Below are 19,008 nucleotides of genomic sequence, written 5' to 3'. Positions count from 1 at the left end.
ACGCAAGGAACAGCACATGAACCCTGAACCCACGCCCGACGTCCTGGTGGTCGGCGGCGGCATCGGCGGACTCAGCACCGCCTACGCCCTGTCCCGCCGGGGGCTGCGGGTCCGCGTCCTCGAACAGGCCCCCGAGTACGGCGAGGTCGGCGCCGGCCTGCAGATCGCCCCCAACTGCACCCGCATCCTCGCGGAGTACGGTCTCCTCGACGAGGCGAAGGCGCTGGGCGTCGTCCCGGAGCACATGGTGATGCGGGACGCGCTCGACGCCCGGGAGCTGACCCGGCTCGACCTGGGCGACCTCGAACGACGCTACGGCTTCCCGTACATGGTCATCCACCGCAGCGACCTGCACGGCATCTTCCTGCGGGCCTGCCGACGCGCCGGGGTGGAGCTGCTCAACGACCAGGTCGTCGTCGGCTACGAGAACATCGAGGGCGGCGCCCGGGTTCTCCTCCAGGACGGGCGGACCGAGTCCGCCCCGCTGGTCGTCGCGGCCGACGGACTGCATTCCGTGGCCCGCCGCGACCTGATCGGCGACGATGTCGTCAACTCCTCCTACGTCGCCTACCGCGCGGCCGTCCCCATCGAACAGGTCCGGCACAACGACATCGCCGAGAACGACGTCACCGTGTACGTCGGCCCCGGCTGCCACTTCGTCCAGTACGCGCTGCGCGGCGGCGAGATGTTCAACCAGGTCGCCGTGTTCGAGTCGCCGAAGGCCCTGGCCGGCCGGGAGGACTGGGGCACGCCCGACGAGCTGGACGCCGCCTTCGCGGACACCTGCGACACCGTTCGCAAGGGAATTCCGCTGATGTGGCGGGACCGCTGGTGGCGCATGTTCGACCGCGACCCCGTCGAGACCTGGGTGCACGGCCGGATCGTGCTCCTCGGCGACGCCGCGCACCCGCCGCTCCAGTACATGGCACAGGGCGCGATCATGGCGATCGAGGACGGCTGGGTGCTCGCCCAGCACTACGCGCGCCTGGCCGGGGCCGCCCCCGCCGGGACGGAGCCGGACTGGGACGGTGCGCTGGCCGCGTACGAAGCGGTCCGGGTCGAGCACTGCCGGCGGGTGCAGACCACCGCCCGGTCGTGGGGCGAGCTGTGGCATCTCGACGGGGAGGCGCGGCTGCGGCGCAACGCGATCATGCGGGCGCGGGACATCCACGACTACTCCTTCACCGACTGGGTGTACGGTCCGACCGCGCTGACGCCGGACGAGGAGCCCGAGATGTTCACGCCGATCCCGCTGTCCTCGGCGGTCGTCGAGGAGCCGGCGGTCTGACCGGCGGTGATCAGTGGCGGCGGCGGGCCAGGGTCGAACCCAGGCCCGTCGCCGCCGCGCGGACCGCGTTCGCGTGCGACTCGGGGCGGAAGCGTCCGACCGGTCCGGCCACGCTGATGCCCGCGAGGGCGGTCGCACCGTCGGCGGCCAGGACCGGTGCGGCGACGCAGAGCAGGCCCGGGGTCGACTCCTCGCGTTCGTGGGCGAGCCCGGTCTCCATGACGTCGAGGAGCTGCCGGTGCAGCAGGCCCGGCGCGATCACGGTGTGCGCCGTGCGGCGTTCGAGCGGGCCGGTGAGGACCGCGGTCCGCTCGTCCTCCCCGGCGTACGCGAGCAGCACCTTGCCGATCGCCGTGCAGTGCAACGGCATGCGCCCACCCGTGCGGGAGGGCGCATGCGCCTGCCGGTGTCCGCCGATCTTGGCGACGTAGACGACCTCGTGCCCCTCGCGCACGCCCAGGTGCACGGTCTCGTGCGTGCGCTCGTACACGTCCTGGAGGAACGGCATCGCCAGTTCGAGGAGGGTGCGCTCGGCGGCCGCTCGCAGGCCGAGCTCGAAGAGGCCGCCGGACAGCCGGTAGCCGTGCTCGGTCTTGTCGAGGAGCCGGTGGTGCACCAGGTCGCTGGCGATCCGGTGCACGGTGCCCTTGGCCAGTCCGGTACGCCGGACGAGCTCGGCGAGCGGCAGTACGGAATCGGCCGGGCCGAACGCGCGCAGGATCCCCAGCGCCTTGCCCAGGACCGTGTCGCTGTCCTCCATGAAAAGAGCGTACCGCTGAGTGGAACGCCTTCGTGGATCCCCTCCGCCCCTTACCGCAGATTGGACGTCATGCCCCAGAATCACCTCCCTGTCGGTGACGACAGCATCGCCGCCGCCGCGGCCCGGCTCCTCGAGGCCACCGCCGGCGGCACCCCCGTCCCACCTGTCCGCGACCTCATCGGCCGTGACGACGTCAAGGCCGCCTACGCCGTGCAGCAGCGGATCACCGCCGAGCGGATCACGGCCGGCGCCGTGGTGACCGGCCGGAAGATCGGACTGACCTCCACCGCCGTGCAGCGGCAGCTCGGCGTCGACCAGCCCGACTTCGGTGTCCTCTTCGACGACATGGCGTACGCCGACGGCTCGGTGGTGCCGGTCGACGCGGTCCTGCAGCCGCGGGTCGAGGCCGAGATCGCGTTCGTACTCGGGGCCGACCTCGCCGAGGGGCCGCTGGACGCCGCCCAGGTGCGCGCGGCCATCACCCATGCCGTCGCCGCGATCGAGATCTGCGGCAGCCGGGTGGCCGACTGGGACATCAGCTTCGGTGACACGGTCGCCGACAACGCGTCGGCCGGCGCCTACGTCCTGGGCAGCCGGCGCGTCCCGCTGACCGGGTTCGATCCCGTCGCCGCCGAGATGACCATGGCTGTCGACGGCGAGACCGTCTCCACCGGCACCGGCGCCGCCTGCCTCGGCGACCCGGTCGACGCCGTCGTCTGGCTGGCCCGCCAGGCACGCGAACTCGGCGATCCGCTCCGCGCGGGCCAGGTCGTCCTCTCCGGCGCCCTCGGCCCGATGCGTCCCGTGACGCCGGGCACCACCGTCCACGCCACCGTCACCGGCCTCGGCACGGTGTCGGTCTCCTTCTCCGCCAGCACCCCCGCGTAAGGAACGACGATGAGCAAGACGAAGGTCGCCGTCATCGGGTCGGGCAACATCGGCACCGACCTGATGATCAAGATCATGCGCACGGCGCAGCATCTCGAGATGGGCGTCATGGTCGGCATCGACCCGGCGTCCGACGGCTTGGCGCGCGCCGCCCGGCTCGGGTTCGAGACGACCGCCGAGGGCGTGGACGGACTGCTGAAGTCGCCGCAGATCGACGAGATCGGCATCGTCTTCGACGCCACCTCCGCCGGCGCGCACCGGGCCAACGACGCGAAGCTGCGGCCGCGCGGCATCCGCGTGATCGACCTGACGCCGGCCGCGATCGGCCCGTACGTCGTGCCGGCGGTCAATCCGGAGGAGCACCTCGACGCGCCGAACGTCAACATGGTCACCTGCGGCGGCCAGGCCACGATCCCGGTCGTGGCCGCGATCAGCCGGGTCACCCCGGTGGCCTACGCGGAGATCGTCGCCTCGATCGCCTCGAAGTCGGCCGGTCCGGGAACCCGGGCGAACATCGACGAGTTCACCGAGACCACCTCCTCGGCGATCGTGGAGGTCGGTGGCGCCGCGCGGGGCAAGGCGGTCATCATCCTCAACCCGGCCGAGCCGCCACTGATGATGCGGGACACGGTCTTCGCCCTGGTCACCCTGGACGAGGGCGAGGACGGCGAGACCGCGAAGGCACAGATCACCGAGTCGGTCCGCAAGATGGTCACCGAGGTCTCGGCGTACGTACCGGGCTACCGGATGGTCCGGGACGTCCAGATCACCGGGATCCCGGCCGACCAGCCCGTCGAGACGCTGCTCGCCGACGGCGTCACCCGGCGGCCGACCCACCAGGTGTCGGTCTTCCTCGAGGTGGAGGGCGCGGGCATGTACCTCCCGGCGTACGCCGGGAACCTCGACATCATGACCTCGGCCGCCGTGCAGATGGCCGAGAAGATCGCCGCCGCGAAGGAGGCCATGCAGTGAGCACCCCGATCTTCGTCCAGGACGTCACTCTCCGCGACGGCATGCACGCCGTGCGGCACCGCATCACGCCCGAGGACGTCCGGCGCATCGTCGTCGCCCTGGAGGAGGCCGGCGTCGACGCGATCGAGGTCGCCCACGGCGACGGCCTCGCCGGCAGCTCCCTCAACTACGGCCCGGGCTCGCACACCGACTGGGAGTGGATCGAGGCCGCCGCCTCCGTGCTGAAGCGCGCCCGCCTCACCACCCTGCTGCTGCCGGGCGTCGGCACCGTCCACGAGCTGAAGCGCGCCCACGACCTCGGCGTCCGCTCGGTGCGGGTGGCCACCCACTGCACCGAGGCCGACGTCTCCGCACAGCACATCGCCGCCGCGCGCGAGCTGGGCATGGACGTCTCCGGCTTCCTGATGCTCTCCCACATGGCCGAGCCCGAACAGCTCGCGCAGCAGGCCAAGTTGATGGAGTCGTACGGCGCCCACTGCGTCTACGTCACCGACTCCGGCGGCCGGCTGACGATGAACGACGTCGCGGCCCGGGTGCGCGCCTACCGGGACGTCCTCGACCCGGCGACCGAGATCGGCATCCACGCCCACGAGAACCTCTCGCTCTCGGTGGCGAACTCCGTGGTCGCGGTCGAGAACGGCGTGTACCGGGTCGACGCCTCCCTCGCGGGACACGGCGCGGGCGCGGGCAACTGTCCCCTCGAGGCGTTCGTGGCCGTCGCGAACCTGTCGGGCTTCGAGCACGGCTGTGACCTGTTCAAGCTCCAGGACGCGGCCGACGACATCATCCGTCCCCTCCAGGACCGTCCGGTCCGGGTCGACCGCGAGACCCTGACCCTGGGCTACGCGGGGGTCTACTCGAGCTTCCTGCGGCACGCGGAGACGGCCGCGCAGCGGTATGAGGTCGACGTCCGCGACATCCTGATGGAATGCGGCCGACGCGCTCTGGTCGGCGGCCAGGAAGACATGATCGTCGACATCGCCCTCGGTCTGGCGGCCGGCCGCTGAGCCCCGCTCCGTCGGTCCGGTTCACGGTCGGCTCCACCCCTCGAACCGGACCGACGGAGAACATGGGGGTGCTGAGGGCCGTCCATCGTGAGGTGGACGAACCATGACCGGATCGGAGCCGTTCCGGCCCGGTCCCAGAACGCAGACGGCTGCTCGGCCGACTCACCGGCGAGCTCGTACGGCACGCGGTCGCAGAGGAGCGGCCTCGGGCCGGACCCGGCCTCACCACACGACCTCGGCGGCCCGGGTGATGTCCGCGCCCATGTTCCGCCGCATCATGGTCAGCGCAGCCTCCGCGAGGTCCGGGTGGATGGCGGCCACTGCATCCACGGGCACGATCACGCCGAGACGCCGGATGTGCGCGTCGAGCGCCGAGTACAGCACGCACTGTTCGGTCACCTGACCGGTCAGAACCACCCGGTCCACGTCGAGTTCCGCCAGCAGATACGTCAGCGGCGTCTCGTAGAAGATGGAGTGTCTGGCCTTGAGGATGAACAGGGACTCCGCGTCCGGCCGCAGCGGCTCCACAAGAGCGGCGTGCGGCGTCGCCAGGGCCTCGTCGAGCAGCTCGCCGTGGTGGGAGCGCCACTGCCCCCAGTTGTCGTTGGCGTAGATCACCGGGGTCCCGGCCGCGCGGGCGCGGCCGATCAACGACACGATCCCGGGCAGCGCCGCCGTGGCGGCGGGCAGCAGCAGCTCCGCGTCCCTGTGCTCATAGGTGTTGATCATGTCGATGACGATGAGTGCCGAGCGGCCCATGCCACCACCCTCTCCCCTGTCCGAACTCTCCTGGCCTCGCCCGGCAGCCACGCTGTCCGTGGAGCGTCGTCGGCTGCCTTTCGCTCCGGGGACGGCGGCGTCGGGGTGGGCGTGGCGCGTCTCCCCCACCCGCGGCGCGCCATCGGCCGGCCAGGGACGCCCCCGCCGCCGAACTCGCCCCGAAGCGCCGGCATGCCCCCCTGGGACCTGGACCTGTGCGTGAGTGCCCCTCGCGGAACCTGACGGGAGCGACCCCCGGCAGTGGCAGATGCCCCCTGGAAGCGCGTTCCGTTCAGTCGGTGGAGAGCGCTTCCAGCAGGTCGCCCACCTGGGGGTCGGGCAGGGCGCGGGCCACGTCGGCCTGGGCGACCATGCCGACCAGGCGGTGGCCGTCGATGACCGGCAGCCGACGGACCTTGTGTGTGCTCATGGTGCGCATGATCTCGCCGGCATCGTCGTCGGCGCCGATCGTCACGGCTTCGCCCTGGGCGAGCTCGCCGGCAGTGGTCGACGCGGGGTCCTTGCCGGCCCCCAGGACCTTGATCACGATGTCCCGGTCGGTGAGCACACCCTTGAGCCTGTCGTCCGTGCCGCAGATCGGGAGCGCGCCGACACCCATTTCGGTCATCTTCCGGGCCGCGAGCAGGACCGGCTCGTCGGCACCGATGCATTCGGCGCCCTCGGTCATGATCTCTCGTGCAGTGGTCATTGTCCGCTCTCTTCTGTCGCTGTTCCTGATCCGGCCGATCGGCCGGGGGTGTCCCTGTCCGTCCGGTGGGGGTCCGTCCGGTGGGGTTCAGTCCTTGCCGCGGCCTGACAGCAGGTCGCGGAGCCGGTCCACCAGCCCGGCACCGGGCCCCAGCAGCTTGTTGCCGGGCGGGGTGTCCGGGGCGGAGGGGTGCGGACGGGTCGGGGCCGTCTTCTTCGCTGTACGCACCTTGTCGCCCAGGTCGTCCAGAGCTGCGGGGGTACAGGCCGCGGCGAGCAGGGGGAACAGCCGGCCTTCCTCATCTCGCACGTGCTCGCTCACCTCGACCTTCAGCCGCGCCACCAGAGAATCGAACTGCGGGTCGTCCGCAGCCATGCTCTCCAGCTCCTTGAGGTGCTGCTCCACCTGGGCGTGATCGGAAAGCTCCTTGTCCGCGATCACGTCCCCGTCCTCGACGTGCTTGCGCACGGCCGGGTACAGGTACATCTCCTCCGCGACGGAGTGGCGTACCAGTTCGATGGTGAGCTCATCGGCCAGCTTCCGGCGCTGCTCATCACCGACCGGCAGGTCCTCGATCTTCGCGAACAGTTCATCGACCTCCCGGTGGTCGGTGGTGAGTTCCGCGATCACATTGCCGCCATGTCCCATAAGGATGATTCCTTCCGCTCTTGTCGCGTGACCCGAAGACAGCTCACCGTTCCACAGCGGGCACCCGAAGGCTCTTCAACACGCATGCGGTGTGACCGTCCAGGTGACGGGCCGTCGACTGCATGGGGCACCGGGGCGGCCGGAGAGTTTTCCGTGGGACAGCCCAGCCGTTTTTGGAAGGCCCGCCCGAACCGGGCACCTTCCGTCCGGTGGATCGATCATCACAACGGCCTCGGGCGGGGCTGTCCCACGGCGTGCGTGCGGGAGCAGAGCGGGGCGGCTGCCTCCACGAACGCCTCGGGCGGGCCGTCACCGCTCCCCGGCCCGGCGCGAAGCCCCGGCCCGGCTCCGCCGCCCTGCGGGGCTCCGCGCCCCGGGAGGCGGGGTGGCCCGGTCACTGGTTGTCTGGAGAGGGCGGCCCTTACCGGCGAAGCACGCGGTCGGGCGTGGGAGCACGATCGTGCGGGCGGCAGTGCAGGTGATGCCGACGGTACCGGCGACCGGGCGCTCCCACCGGCGGGGCGGGCCGGAGAGCGACCTGCCGGGAGCACCCGGCCCGCGATCCAGAGCCACCGCACCGGAAAGAGGAACAGCCATGAAGCGCCAGTCTTCTTCGCACTCCCCCGGTCCGGGACCCGGCTCCCCCGCCGCGGCACCCGTCGATGTGGTCAGCCTGGAACGGGCGCTGCGCGAGGGGGTGCGGGGAGAGGTGCGTTTCGACGCGGGCAGCCGGGGCGCCTACTCCACGGACGGGTCGAACTACCGGCAGGTCCCGATCGCCGTGGTCGTGCCCCGCGATGTCGAGGCGGGCGCGGACGCGGTGCGGATCTGTGCCCGGTTCGGCGCGCCGGTGCTGTCCAGGGGCGGCGGGACGAGCCTGGCCGGCCAGTGCACGAATGCCGCGGTGGTCATCGACTGGACGAAGTACTGCCACAAGCTGGTGTCCGTGGCGCCCGACCGCCGGACCTGCGTGGTCGAGCCCGGAATCGTGCTGGACGAACTGAACCGTCAACTGTCGCGGGATCGGCTGAAGTTCGGCCCGAAGCCCTCCACCCACAGCCACTGTTCGCTGGGCGGGATGATCGGGAACAACTCCTGCGGGGCGTCGGCGCAGGCGTACGGCAAGACGGTGGACAACGTGCGGCGCCTGGAGATCCTGACCTACGACGGGACGCGTTGCTGGGTCGGCCCCACCTCCGGCGAGGAGTACGAAGCCGTGCTCCGCGCCGGGGGCCGTCGCGCCGAGCTCTACGCCGGGCTGCGCCACGTGGTGGACGGGCATCTGGCGGACATCCGCCACGGCTTTCCGCGCCTTCCGCGACGGGTGTCCGGCTACAACCTCGACTCGCTGCTGCCGGAGAACGGCTTCGACGTGGCACGCGCGCTCGTCGGGAGCGAGGGCACCCTGGTCGTCGTCCTGCGGGCCGAGCTGGATCTGGTGCCCGTGCCCCGTCGCGAGGCGATGGTCGTACTCGGCTACGACGACATCTGCACGGCCGCCGACGACGTGCCCCGGCTGCTGGCGCACGGCGAACCGGAGCTGCTGGAGGCCCTGGACGGACGCATGGCCCAGCTCATGCGCGAGGAGGGCTCCCACCTCGAGTCGTTGGAGACCTTCCCCGAGGGGGAGAGCTGGCTCCTCGTCCAGTTCGCCGGAGAGAGCCAGGACGACGTGGACGCGCAGGCCCGGGACCTGCTCGACGCGCTCGGCCGCGGCCCGGAGGACCCGCGGGTCTCCTTCTCGGACGACCCCGGCCGCGAACAGAAGATGCTCCGGGCCCGTGAGGCGGGCCTGGGGGTGACCGCGCGCCCGCCCGACGACCGCGAGACCTGGGAGGGCTGGGAGGACTCCGCCGTACCGCCGGAACGGCTCGGTGACTACCTGCGCGGCCTGAAGGAACTGTTCGCGGAGTTCGGCTACGGCCACCCCTCGCTCTACGGGCACTTCGGCCAGGGCTGCGTGCACACGCGTATCCCGTTCGAGCTCACACACGCCGAGGGGGTCGCCGCGTTCCGCGCGTTCCTGTTCCGCGCCGCCGATCTCGTCGTCTCCCACGGCGGTTCGCTCTCGGGGGAGCACGGCGACGGGCAGGCCCGGGGCGAGTTGCTGGACCGGATGTTCGGCCGCCCGCTCGTCGATGCCTTCGGCGAGGTGAAACGGCTCTTCGACCCGGGCAACAGGATGAATCCCGGGAAGGTCGTCGCCCCGCACCGCGTCGACGAGGACCTCCGGCTGGGAGCACGGTGGCATCCGGCCGGCCGCACCACGCACTTCGGCTACCCGCACGACGACGGATCCTTCAGGGAGACAATGAAGCGTTGCGTCGGGATCGGGAACTGCCGCAGCCGCACCGGCGGGGTGATGTGCCCGTCGTACCGGGCGACGGGTGAGGAGGAACACTCCACGCGCGGCCGGGCACGCCTGCTGTTCGAGATGCTGGGCGGGCACGACGACTCTCCCGTGACCGGCGGCTGGCGCTCGCCCGAGGTGCGCGACGCGCTCGATCTCTGCCTCTCCTGCAAGGGCTGCCGGTCCGACTGCCCCGTCGGTGTCGACATGGCCACCTACAAGGCCGAGTTCCTCTCCCACCACTACGCCCGCAGGCTGCGCCCCGCGGCCCACTACTCGCTGGGCTGGCTGCCGGTCTGGGCGTGCGTGGCGCGCCTCGCACCACGCACGGTGAACGCTCTTCTCCATGCCCCCGGTCTCGCAGCCGCCGGGAAACGTCTCGCGGGAGTGGCCGCCGAACGGACGGCGCCGGTCTTCGCGTCGGAGTCCTTCCGCCGGTGGTGGGCCGGGCGGAACGTTCCCCGGCCGGAACCGGGGGATGAACGGGCGGTCGTGCTGTGGCCGGACACGTTCAGCAACTCCTTCCACCCGGCCGTCGCGCGAGCCGCGGTGCGGGTCCTGGAGGACGCCGGATTCCGGGTGGCCGTGCCGGAGCGGCCCGTCTGCTGCGGCCTCACCTGGATCTCCACCGGGCAACTGGACACGGCGAAAAGAGCGCTGCGGCGGACGGTGGAACAGCTGCGTCCGTGGATCGAGGCCGGCACGCCGGTCGTCGGGCTGGAGCCGTCGTGCGTCGCCGTCTTCCGCACCGACGCCCCGGAGCTGATGCCGCAGGACCTGGACGTCCAACGGCTGTCGCGGCAGATGCGCACCTTCGCGGAACTCCTCGTCGGCGAGGTGCCGCGGAAGGACTGGCGCCCACCGCGCCTCGCCCGGTCCGCCGTCGTCCAGACCCACTGCCACCAGCACGCCGTGCTCAAGGACGACGCGGACCGCGAACTGATGCGGCGCGCGGGCATCGAGGCGGTCGTGCTGGACGAGGGCTGCTGCGGACTGGCCGGGAACTTCGGTTTCGAGCGGGGGCATCACGAACTCTCGGTCGCCATCGCCGAACAGGGCGTCCTGCCCGCCGTGCGGAACGCCCCGCCGGGGGCGCTCGTCCTGGCGGACGGCTTCAGCTGCCGTACTCAGATCGAGGAGGGCGGCGCCGGCCGTCGGGCGATGCATCTGGCCGAGGCGCTGGCTCTCGGCCTGGACGGCGGTCTTCCGGCGGGCCGGCCGGAAAAGCTCGCCGGGCGTCCGGAGGTTCCCGCGCAGGACGGCCGCCGGGTGACGACGGCTGCCGTCCTTGCCGCCGGGGCGGTGGGAGCGGGCGCGTACGGCTTGCTCCGACGGTTCCGTGTCCGGTGGATGTTCCGGAGCTGAAAGGCGGTCGGCGCCGCCGGGCAGCACGGCCCCGACGACGGTGCGGCCCTTCGCGAGAGACGCGCACGACACGAGAGGAGACCGAGGCCGATGAAGGTGTCCGACTACATTCTCCAGCGCCTGCGCGAGTGGGAGGTCGAGCATGTCTTCGCCTACGCGGGCGACGGCATCAACGGCCTCCTCGCCGCCTGGGGACGCGCCGGCAACGAACCCGAGTTCATCCAGGCCCGCCACGAGGAGATGGCCGCCTTCGAAGCCGTGGGCTACGCCAAGTTCTCCGGCCGGGCGGGGGTCTGCGCGGCGACCTCGGGACCCGGCGCCATCCACCTCCTCAACGGGCTGTACGACGCGAAGCTCGACCACGTTCCCGTGGTGGCCCTGGTGGGGCAGACAAACCGCAGCGCCATGGGCGGCTCCTACCAGCAGGAGGTCGACCTGCTGAGTCTGTACAAGGACGTCGCCTCGGACTTCTGCGAGATGGTGACCGTCCCCGAACAGCTCCCCAACGTCATCGACCGGGCCTTTCGCACCTCGTACGCCCGACGGACCGTGACGGCGGTCATCATCCCGGCGGACGTGCAGGAACTCGACTACTCGCCGCCCACGCACGCCTTCAAGATGGTGCCCTCCAGCCTGGGCCTGGGCTCCTCGGCCCCGGTTCCTTCCGACGAGGACGTCGCGCGGGCGGCGGAGGTGCTGAACGCGGGTGAGAAGGTCGCCGTCCTGATCGGGCAGGGCGCCCGGAACGCGCGGGTGGAGGTCGAGGAACTCGCGGACGTGCTCGGCGCCGGGGTGGCCAAGGCCCTGCTGGGCAAGGACGTGCTCTCCGACGAGCTGCCCTATGTGACCGGGGCGGTCGGTCTGCTGGGCACCCGGCCTTCGTACGAGCTCATGCGGGACTGCGACACGCTTCTGGTGATCGGTTCCAGCTTCCCCTACACGCAGTTCCTGCCCGAACTGGACCAGGCCCGCGCGGTGCAGATCGACATCGACCCGCACATGATCGGGCTGCGCTACCCGTTCGAGGTGAACCTGGTCGGGGACGCGAGGAGAACGATCAGGGAGCTGCTGCCGAGACTGAAGCGGAAGGAGCACGGGGCCTGGCGCAAGAAGATCGAGAAGGACACCGCCCGCTGGTGGGAGGTCATGCGCGACCGTGCCGCGGTGGAGGCCGATCCAATCAACCCGGAGTACGTCGTGCACTGCCTCGACCCGCTGTTGCCGGACGACCTCATGCTGGCCGCCGACTCCGGTTCCGGCGCCAACTGGTACGCGCGTCATCTGCGGCTGCGCGGCCGGATGCGCGGCTCGCTCTCGGGCACCCTCGCCACGATGGGACCGGGCGTGCCGTACGTGATCGGGGCGAAATTCGCCCATCCCGACCGGCCCGCACTGGCGCTCGTCGGCGACGGTGCCATGCAGATGAACGGCATGGCGGAACTCATCACCGTCGCGAAGTACTGGTCGCGGTGGCAGGACCCGCGGCTGGTCGTCGCGGTGCTCAACAACCAGGACCTGAACCAGGTCACCTGGGAGATGCGCGCCATGTCCGGGGCCCCGCAGTTCCTTCCCTCCCAGTCCCTGCCCGACGTGCCCTACGCCGGCTTCGCGCGCTCGATCGGCCTCGGTGGCACAAGGGTGGAGGAACCCGATGGTGTCGAGGACGCCTGGCGGCGGGCGCTGGCTGCGGACCGCCCCTTCGTCATCGACTTCGTCACCGATCCGGCCGTTCCTCCGATCCCTCCGCACGCCACCCGGGAACAGGCCGAAGCGGTGGTCTCCGCCGTCGTCAAGGGGGACAGCGACCGCGGCGGCATGATCAGGCAGGGGCTCAAGGCGAAGATGCAGGAGCTGCTGCCCGGCCACCACCGTGACGGCTCCCCGAACGGGCGGGAGAGCTGAGTGAATGCCGTTCCGGCCGTCGGCGAGCCGCTGGTCCGCACGGTCGAAGCCGTCGCGTACACCGTCCCGACGGACGCCCCGGAGGCGGACGGCACCCTGGCGTGGGACTCGACCACCCTGGTGCTCGTGCGGGCGGGTTCCGACGGGGCGACGGGGCTCGGCTACACCTATGGCGCGGCCGCCACCGCCCGGGTGGTCGACGAGCTGCTGGCCGGGGTGGTGACCGGACTGCGCGCCTGGGATCCGCCGGGTGCGAACGAGGCGATGAGACGTGCGGTGCGCAACGCGGGTTTCCCCGGGCTGGTCGCCCGCGCCGTCTCGGCCGTCGACATCGCCCTGTGGGACCTCAAGGCACGCCTGCTGGGGCTCCCGCTCGTGGATCTGCTCGGGGCGGGCATCCGGGAGGTGCCCGTGAAGGAGGGAGCCACGAACCGCGTCAAAGCGCCCCGGGACTGCCCACCCCGGCCACACGCGCTGCGCGACTACGCACTGATCGCGGACGGCGAGCGCGGGGCTCTCGTCGGGCCGTGCGGGGACATCCCCTGGCTGTGCGTGCCGCGTTGGGATTCCGAAGCGGTGTTCGCGGCCCTCGTCGGAGGCGCCGGCCACTACACGGTCACCCCGCGCGGGCGCTTCGTGCGGGGCGGCTACTACGAGGACGGCAGCCTCGTCTGGCGCAACCGGTGGATCACCGAAAGAGGCATCGTCGAACGCCGGGACGCTCTCGTGCTTCCCGGCGATCCGCACCGGGCCGTCCTGCTGCGCCGGATCATGGCCGTGGACGCGACCGCCGAGGTCCTGGTGTGCCTGGAGCCCTTCGCGGGTTTCGGAACGGAGTCGGTCCGAAGCCTCCACCGGGACGGCGAGGAAGTCTGGACCGGGCGGTGCGGCCCCCTGCGGTGGCGGTGGAGCGGGGCGCAGGAGGCGCGGCCCGTACGTCGGAACCGGCGGACCACCGGCCTGGCCGCAGAACTCGTTCTGGGCCCGGGCACCTCCTGTGACCTGGTGCTGGAGATCGGTGACCGGCCGCTCGGCGATCCGGTGATCGCCTCGCGGGCGTGGGCGGCGACCGGGAACGCCTGGGCCGCAGCGGTGCCCGGACTGGCATCGGCGCTCGCGCCCCGGGACGCACGCCAGGCGTGCGCCGTACTGCGAGGTCTGACCGGTGCCACGGGCGGGATGGTCGCCGCCGCCACGACGAGCCTGCCCGAACGCGCCGAGGAGGGCCGCAACTACGACTACCGCTACGTGTGGATCCGTGACCAGTGCTATGCGGGGCAGGCCGCGGCGGCCTGCGGTGATCACGCGCTGCTGGACAGTGCGGTGCGGTTCGTGACCGCCCGCCTGCACGAGGACGGTTCACGGCTTGCCCCCGCCTACACGGTGACGGGCGGCCCGGTCCCGGACCAGCGCACCCTGGGGCTGCCGGGCTACCCGGGCGGGTACGACCGGGTCGGCAACCGGGTGAACCGGCAGTTCCAGCTCGACACCTTCGGCGAAGCGCTGCTGCTCCTCGCCGCTGCCCACCGGCTGGGCCGGCTCGACGCCGACGGCCGGCAGGCCGCCCGCGTCGCCACCGATGCGATCGCCCGCCGCTGGCACGAGCCCGACGCCGGTATCTGGGAGTTGGAGAACCGCCGGTGGACCCACAGCCGGCTGATCTGCGCGGCCGGGCTGCGCTCGTCGGCCGCCATCGCTTCCGCCGGGCGTGCCGCCTCCTCGGCTGCTCTCGCCGACCGGATCGTCGCCGTGACCTCGGAGACCTGCCTCCATCCCTCGGGCCGCTGGCAACGTTCCCCGGGCGATCCCCGCGCCGACGCCGCGCTGCTGCTGCCACCACTGCGCGGCGCGCTGCCGTCCGAGGACCCGCGAACTCTGGCGACTCTGCGGGCGTACCGGCAGGAACTGACCGCCGATCACCACGCCTACCGGTTCCGGCACGACGAACGGCCGCTGGAGGAGGCGGAGGGCGCCTTCCTGCTCTGCGGCCACGTCATGGCCCTCGCCGAGCACCAGCAGCACCATCGGGAGGAAGCGCTCCGGTGGTTCGAACGCAATCGCGCCGCCTGCGGGCCGGCGGGGCTCTTCGCCGAGGAGTACGACATCCGCCAACGGCAGCTCCGCGGGAACCTCCCCCAGGCCTTCGTCCACGCCCTGTTCCTGGAGAGCGCCGCCCGGCTCGCGCGGCCTCCGCGTTGAACGGTTCGCTCGCTCGCGGAAGGTCACACGACGGGACGGGGCGCCCGTGCGCCAGAGATCCGTCACCCGTTCGGCAGCGAATCCCCCGACGTCCCCGCTTCGTTCATATCGGTGGAGAGCCTGTGCACCGAGTCTGCCGCCGGTCGCCCTCACTGTCGGCAAGCCCGGCCAGATCCCTGCACAGGCGGGTTTCCGGCGGTCGCGAGGGGCTGCCCAGCGTGCGCGGCAGTGGGTCCGGCCACTGCCGCCGATCGGAACGGCGGAGGCGCCCCATGTCACGGCTGGAACATCCACTCCGGCCCCTCCCTGAGGAGACTGTGGGCGACAGCCCCCGGGTGCGCGTGGGCTGCCGGATCCGGGAAATCGTGACCACGACCGATCACAAGACGATCGGCAACATGTACCTCGTCACCTCGTTCGCCTTCTTCCTGTTCGCCGGCGTGCTGGCGATGATCATGCGGGCCGAGCTGGCGCGGCCGGGCCTGCAGATCCTGGATTTGGCCCAGTACAACCAGTTGTTCACCGTGCACGGCACGGTGATGATGCTGCTGTTCGCGACGCCCACCTTCGCCGGTTTCGCGAACGCCGTCATGCCGCTGCAGATCGGCTCGCCCGACGTGGCGTTCCCCCGGCTCAACGCGCTGACCTACTGGCTGTTCCTCTTCGGGGGCCTGATCGTGGTGGGCGGGCTCGTCGTCCCCGACGGGGCCGCCTCCTTCGGCTGGTTCGCCTATGCCCCGCTGAACAGCGCCGTCCGCTCGCCCGGTGCCGGTGGCGACCTGTGGGCGATGGGGCTGGTCCTGAGCGGCGTCAGCACCACCCTGGGCGCCGTGAACTTCATCGCCACGATCGTCTGCCTGCGCGCCCCGGGGATGACGATGTTCCGCATGCCGATCTTCACCTGGAACGTCCTGTTCACCTCGCTCCTGGTGCTGCTGGCGTTCCCGGTGCTGACGGCGGCCCTGCTGGCGCTGCTTGCGGACCGCAAGTTCGGCGCGCACGTCTACGATCCCGCCAACGGCGGGGCGCTGCTCTGGCAGCACCTGTTCTGGTTCTTCGGGCACCCGGAGGTGTACATCGTCGCGTTGCCCTTCTTCGGCGTGGTGACCGAGATCCTTCCGGTGTTCAGCCGAAAACCCGTCTTCGGCTATGTCGGGATGGTGGGCGCCACCATCGCCATCACCATGCTCTCGGCCGCCGTCTGGGCCCATCACATGTTCGCCACGGGGGCCGTCCTGCTGCCCTTCTTCTCGCTCATGTCGTTCCTGATCGCGGTGCCGACCGGGGTGAAGTTCTTCAACTGGATCGGCACGATGTGGAACGGAAGCCTCTCGTTCGAGACCCCGATGCTCTGGGCCCTGGGTTTTCTCGTCACCTTCCTGCTCGGCGGGCTCAGCGGCGTCCTCGTCGCCTCTCCGCCCCTGGACTTCCATCTCACCGACGGGTACTTCGTCGTCGCCCATCTGCACTATGTGCTGTTCGGCACGATCGTCTTCGCCATGTTCGGCGGCTTCTACTTCTGGTGGCCCAAGCTGACCGGGAAAATGCTCGACGAACGGCTCGGCAGGATCCACTTCTGGACCCTGTTCGCCGGTTTCCAGATCACCTTCCTCGTCCAGCACTGGCTCGGCGAGGCGGGAATGCCCCGCCGGTACGCGGACTACCTGGCGGCCGACGGCTTCACCGTGCTCAACACCGTTTCCTCGATGGGCTCGTTCCTTCTCGGGATCTCCACCCTGCCCTTTCTCCACAACGTCTGGAAGACCGCCAGGTACGCCCCCGAGGTGAAGGTGAACGACCCCTGGGGGTTCGGCCGTTCGCTCGAATGGGCCACCTCGTGTCCCCCGCCCCGGCACAACTTCGAAGCACTGCCACGGATTCGTTCCGACTCGCCCACCTTCGACCTGAACCACCCGGAGGCGTACGGTCCCGAGGCGGCGGGGAGCGGCGGCTCCCCGACCCCGGACCCGCTCGGGGGTCGGGGAGCATGAAACCGGAGGCCCAGCTCTTCGCAGGGGTGGCCCTGTTCTTCCTGGTCACCGGTGTCGTCTACGCCTGCTTCGCGCGCGAACCCGCCGGGATCGCAGCCCTGACCGTCTCCTTCCTCATGTCGGCACTCATCGCCTTCTTCTGCGGGGCGAACCATCGGAGGAAGGGGGCGAGGCCCGAGGACCGTCCGGAGTCGGAGATCCGGGAACGTTCCGGCCCGGTGGACTTCTTCCCCCCGTACAGCGTCTGCCCGGTGATCATCGCCGTGGGCGCGGCGCTGATCGGCCTGGGCGTGGTCTATGCGCTCTTCCTGTTCCTCATCGGCCTCGGGATCGCCCTCGCCGGGGTGGTCGGCATGACGTTCCAGTTCGCGGGGCGGGAGGACGACTGAGCAAGGCCCGGGGAGTCTTCGCGGGCCGGGCCCGAGGGTGCGGCGCTCCTACCGTTCCTCCGGTCCGCCCACCGGGTCCCTGAGCCTCTCCGAGATCCGGGCGCGTTGTTCCGCGGTCATCGGCATGTCGACCCGATCGCGGTAGTACCAACGGCTCAGCAGGGAGCGGAGGCGGGCCCGGAGCGGCGCCCCGGCGCCCGGCGCGGTGAGCGGCAGGGGGACGTCCCGCACCAGTGCCCGGTAGCGCCGGGCGGCGTCGAGCGGTCGGTGGCCTTCGCTGATCGCCCCGTAGACGTTCTGCTCGACCTGCCCCGTCTCCCGCCCTTCCCGCATGAGTTGGCGCTCACGCGCCTGCAGGGCGAGGCACACGCGTTTGGTGACGAGGTAGCCGATCACCGGTCCGGCGACCAGTGCCACCCGGAGAGTCCACGTCAGCACTTCCACCGAGAGGCCGAAGACGAGGGCCGTGACGTCGTTGCCGCCCGCCAGCAGCAGCACCGCGTAGAAGACGAGGGCCCCCACGCCCAGGCCGGTGCGGGTGGGACGGTCCCGCGGCCGGTCGCACAAGTGGTGTTCCATGTCGTCGCCCGTGACCCACTTCTCGAAGGCGGGGTAGAGGTAGAGCACCAGGAAGAGCAGGCCGGGCAGCAGCACCGCAGGAACGAGCACGTTCCACATGAGCGTGTGCCCCGCCACCTCGTTCTGCCAGGGGGGCATGAGGCGCAGCGCGCCTTCCAGGAACCCGACGTACCAGTCGGGCTGTGAGCCGATGGAGACCTGATCCGCCCGGTAGGGGCCGTAGCTCCAGACCGGGTTGATCTGGGCGGTGGCGCCGAGCAGGGCGGTGACACCGGCGACCATCAGGCTCAGCCCCGCGGACTTCGCGACGAAGTGCGGAACCATCGGCTGCCCCACCGCGTTGCGGTTGGTCCTGCCGGGAGCCGACCACTGGGTGTGTTTCAGGTAGACGACCATCACCAGATGGAACAGCACCAGGCCGATGAGGAGGGCGGGGACGAAGAGCACGTGGATGATGTAGAGGCGTGGGAGGACGGCGTGGCCGGGGAACGAGCCGCCCCACAGGAAATGGCTCAGGTACGTGCCCACGACGGGGAGGGAGGTCACGATGGTGTTCGCGGTGCGCATGCCCGTTCCGGACAGCAGGTCGTCGGGCAGGGAGTAGCCGCAGAAGCCCTCCAGGAGGGCGAGGAGGAACAACGTCACGCCCACCATCCAGTTGACCTCCCGGGGCCGGCGGAACGCACCGGTGAAGAACACCCGGAGCATGTGCACGCCCAGGGCCGCGACGAAGAGCAGGGCCGCCCAGTGGTGCATCTGCCGGATCAGCAGTCCGCCGCGCACGTCGAAGCTGATGTACAGGGTCGAGGCGTACGCCTGGGAGACCGTCAGACCGCGCAGGGGGACGTAGGAACCGAGGTAGGGGCCCGTTTTCATGCCGGGATCGAAGAACAACGTCAGAAAGCTGCCGGTCAGTACCAGGACGACCAGGCTGTACAACGCCAGTTCGCCCAGGAGGAACGACCAGTGGTCCGGAAACGCCTTGCGCATCATCCCCCCGGCCGCCTCCGAGAGGGGGGTGCGGCGGTCGGCCGCGACATACCCCGCGCGGGCGATCCGGCGTGCCCTCTCCTTGATCATGCGTCTGCGTCTGGGGAACAGCAGCACCGGTCGACTCCTTCTCCGGCTTGCAGATGACACCTCGGGCGGCGCGACCACGACCTGCACCACGCCCCTGCGCACTATGGAGGGGTGGCCGGTAC

Annotated in this window: 14 protein-coding genes; 9 read left to right on the top strand and 5 right to left on the bottom strand. The window is 71.0% G+C overall.

Annotated features, from left to right (window positions below; translation table 11 throughout):
* The first annotated feature begins 16 nt into the window (after positions 1 to 16).
* Positions 17 to 1,288 carry an FAD-dependent oxidoreductase gene (locus OCT49_RS33435; protein WP_283855536.1) on the top strand — a complete coding sequence of 424 codons (1,272 nt, stop codon included), beginning with the start codon at positions 17 to 19 and terminating at the stop codon, positions 1,286 to 1,288.
* 10 nt (positions 1,289 to 1,298) lie between these two features.
* Here the strand turns inward: OCT49_RS33435 and OCT49_RS33430 are convergent, their stop codons facing one another.
* Positions 1,299 to 2,048 (bottom strand): IclR family transcriptional regulator, encoded by a 750-nt coding sequence (locus OCT49_RS33430; RefSeq protein WP_283855535.1) that lies wholly within the window; start codon positions 2,046 to 2,048, stop codon positions 1,299 to 1,301.
* A gap of 69 nt (positions 2,049 to 2,117) precedes the next feature.
* On the opposite strand from OCT49_RS33430, the gene OCT49_RS33425 reads away from it, so the two are divergent.
* From OCT49_RS33425 to dmpG, 3 genes are read left to right on the top strand one after another with little or no spacing between them, the layout of a single operon-like run.
* Positions 2,118 to 2,936: a 2-keto-4-pentenoate hydratase gene (locus tag OCT49_RS33425; RefSeq protein WP_283855534.1), complete on the top strand. Its 819-nt coding sequence runs from the start codon at positions 2,118 to 2,120 to the stop codon at positions 2,934 to 2,936.
* Between the two features lie 9 nt (positions 2,937 to 2,945).
* Positions 2,946 to 3,908, top strand: coding sequence for an acetaldehyde dehydrogenase (acetylating) (locus OCT49_RS33420; protein WP_283855533.1), 963 nt, complete (start codon positions 2,946 to 2,948; stop codon positions 3,906 to 3,908).
* Positions 3,905 to 4,915, top strand: coding sequence for a 4-hydroxy-2-oxovalerate aldolase (gene dmpG, locus OCT49_RS33415; RefSeq protein WP_283855532.1), 1,011 nt, complete (start codon positions 3,905 to 3,907; stop codon positions 4,913 to 4,915). Before OCT49_RS33420 ends, dmpG begins: the two co-directional genes overlap by 4 nt.
* 222 nt (positions 4,916 to 5,137) lie before the next feature.
* Here the strand turns inward: dmpG and OCT49_RS33410 are convergent, their stop codons facing one another.
* The 3 genes from OCT49_RS33410 to OCT49_RS33400 form a co-directional block, all read right to left on the bottom strand.
* Positions 5,138 to 5,674 carry a cysteine hydrolase family protein gene (locus OCT49_RS33410; protein WP_283855531.1) on the bottom strand — a complete coding sequence of 179 codons (537 nt, stop codon included), beginning with the start codon at positions 5,672 to 5,674 and terminating at the stop codon, positions 5,138 to 5,140.
* A gap of 292 nt (positions 5,675 to 5,966) precedes the next feature.
* Positions 5,967 to 6,383, bottom strand: a complete 417-nt coding sequence (locus OCT49_RS33405) for a CBS domain-containing protein (protein ID WP_283855530.1) — start codon at positions 6,381 to 6,383, stop codon at positions 5,967 to 5,969.
* 87 nt (positions 6,384 to 6,470) lie between these two features.
* Positions 6,471 to 7,031 (bottom strand): hemerythrin domain-containing protein, encoded by a 561-nt coding sequence (locus tag OCT49_RS33400; RefSeq protein ID WP_283855529.1) that lies wholly within the window; start codon positions 7,029 to 7,031, stop codon positions 6,471 to 6,473.
* 595 nt (positions 7,032 to 7,626) lie between these two features.
* Between OCT49_RS33400 and OCT49_RS33395 the strand changes: the two genes are divergently transcribed.
* The 5 genes from OCT49_RS33395 to ctaF all read left to right on the top strand — a co-directional run bounded on the left by OCT49_RS33395 (position 7,627) and on the right by ctaF (position 17,227).
* Complete coding sequence (locus OCT49_RS33395; RefSeq protein ID WP_283855528.1) at positions 7,627 to 10,746, top strand: FAD-binding and (Fe-S)-binding domain-containing protein; 3,120 nt, start codon at positions 7,627 to 7,629, stop codon at positions 10,744 to 10,746.
* Between the two features lie 90 nt (positions 10,747 to 10,836).
* Complete coding sequence (locus tag OCT49_RS33390) at positions 10,837 to 12,648, top strand: thiamine pyrophosphate-requiring protein (protein WP_283855527.1); 1,812 nt, start codon at positions 10,837 to 10,839, stop codon at positions 12,646 to 12,648.
* Positions 12,649 to 14,847: a glycoside hydrolase family 15 protein gene (locus tag OCT49_RS33385; RefSeq protein ID WP_283855526.1), complete on the top strand. Its 2,199-nt coding sequence runs from the start codon at positions 12,649 to 12,651 to the stop codon at positions 14,845 to 14,847. It abuts the gene before it with no gap.
* Positions 14,848 to 15,119: 272 nt separating this feature from the next.
* A complete protein-coding gene (gene ctaD, locus OCT49_RS33380; RefSeq protein ID WP_283855525.1) occupies positions 15,120 to 16,838 on the top strand; it encodes an aa3-type cytochrome oxidase subunit I in 1,719 nt (572 codons plus the stop codon).
* Positions 16,835 to 17,227, top strand: coding sequence for an aa3-type cytochrome oxidase subunit IV (gene ctaF / locus OCT49_RS33375; protein WP_283855524.1), 393 nt, complete (start codon positions 16,835 to 16,837; stop codon positions 17,225 to 17,227). The genes ctaD and ctaF overlap by 4 nt, the downstream gene beginning before the upstream one ends.
* Before the next feature lie 48 nt (positions 17,228 to 17,275).
* On the opposite strand, the gene qcrB is transcribed toward ctaF, so the two are convergent.
* Positions 17,276 to 18,910: a cytochrome bc1 complex cytochrome b subunit gene (qcrB, locus tag OCT49_RS33370; RefSeq protein WP_502963495.1), complete on the bottom strand. Its 1,635-nt coding sequence runs from the start codon at positions 18,908 to 18,910 to the stop codon at positions 17,276 to 17,278.
* Positions 18,911 to 19,008 lie beyond the last annotated feature (98 nt).

The sequence above is a fragment of the Streptomyces sp. ML-6 genome, assembly GCF_030116705.1.
Lineage (GTDB): Bacteria > Actinomycetota > Actinomycetes > Streptomycetales > Streptomycetaceae > Streptomyces.
The sequence above is the reverse complement of the archived record's forward strand: the minus strand, read 5'-3'. Positions and strand labels throughout refer to the sequence as shown.

Excerpts from the sequence above, each read along its gene's own strand:
- OCT49_RS33405 (WP_283855530.1), bottom strand. The coding sequence starts at position 6,383 with ATGACCACTGCACGAGAGATCATGACCGAGGGCGCCGAATGCATCGGT.
- OCT49_RS33400 (WP_283855529.1), bottom strand. The coding sequence starts at position 7,031 with ATGGGACATGGCGGCAATGTGATCGCGGAACTCACCACCGACCACCGG.
- OCT49_RS33390 (WP_283855527.1), top strand. The coding sequence starts at position 10,837 with ATGAAGGTGTCCGACTACATTCTCCAGCGCCTGCGCGAGTGGGAGGTC.
- OCT49_RS33410 (WP_283855531.1), bottom strand. The coding sequence starts at position 5,674 with ATGGGCCGCTCGGCACTCATCGTCATCGACATGATCAACACCTATGAG.
- OCT49_RS33430 (WP_283855535.1), bottom strand. The coding sequence starts at position 2,048 with ATGGAGGACAGCGACACGGTCCTGGGCAAGGCGCTGGGGATCCTGCGC.
- OCT49_RS33395 (WP_283855528.1), top strand. The coding sequence starts at position 7,627 with ATGAAGCGCCAGTCTTCTTCGCACTCCCCCGGTCCGGGACCCGGCTCC.
- OCT49_RS33435 (WP_283855536.1), top strand. The coding sequence starts at position 17 with ATGAACCCTGAACCCACGCCCGACGTCCTGGTGGTCGGCGGCGGCATC.
- OCT49_RS33425 (WP_283855534.1), top strand. The coding sequence starts at position 2,118 with ATGCCCCAGAATCACCTCCCTGTCGGTGACGACAGCATCGCCGCCGCC.
- ctaD (WP_283855525.1), top strand. The coding sequence starts at position 15,120 with ATGTCACGGCTGGAACATCCACTCCGGCCCCTCCCTGAGGAGACTGTG.
- OCT49_RS33420 (WP_283855533.1), top strand. The coding sequence starts at position 2,946 with ATGAGCAAGACGAAGGTCGCCGTCATCGGGTCGGGCAACATCGGCACC.
- ctaF (WP_283855524.1), top strand. The coding sequence starts at position 16,835 with ATGAAACCGGAGGCCCAGCTCTTCGCAGGGGTGGCCCTGTTCTTCCTG.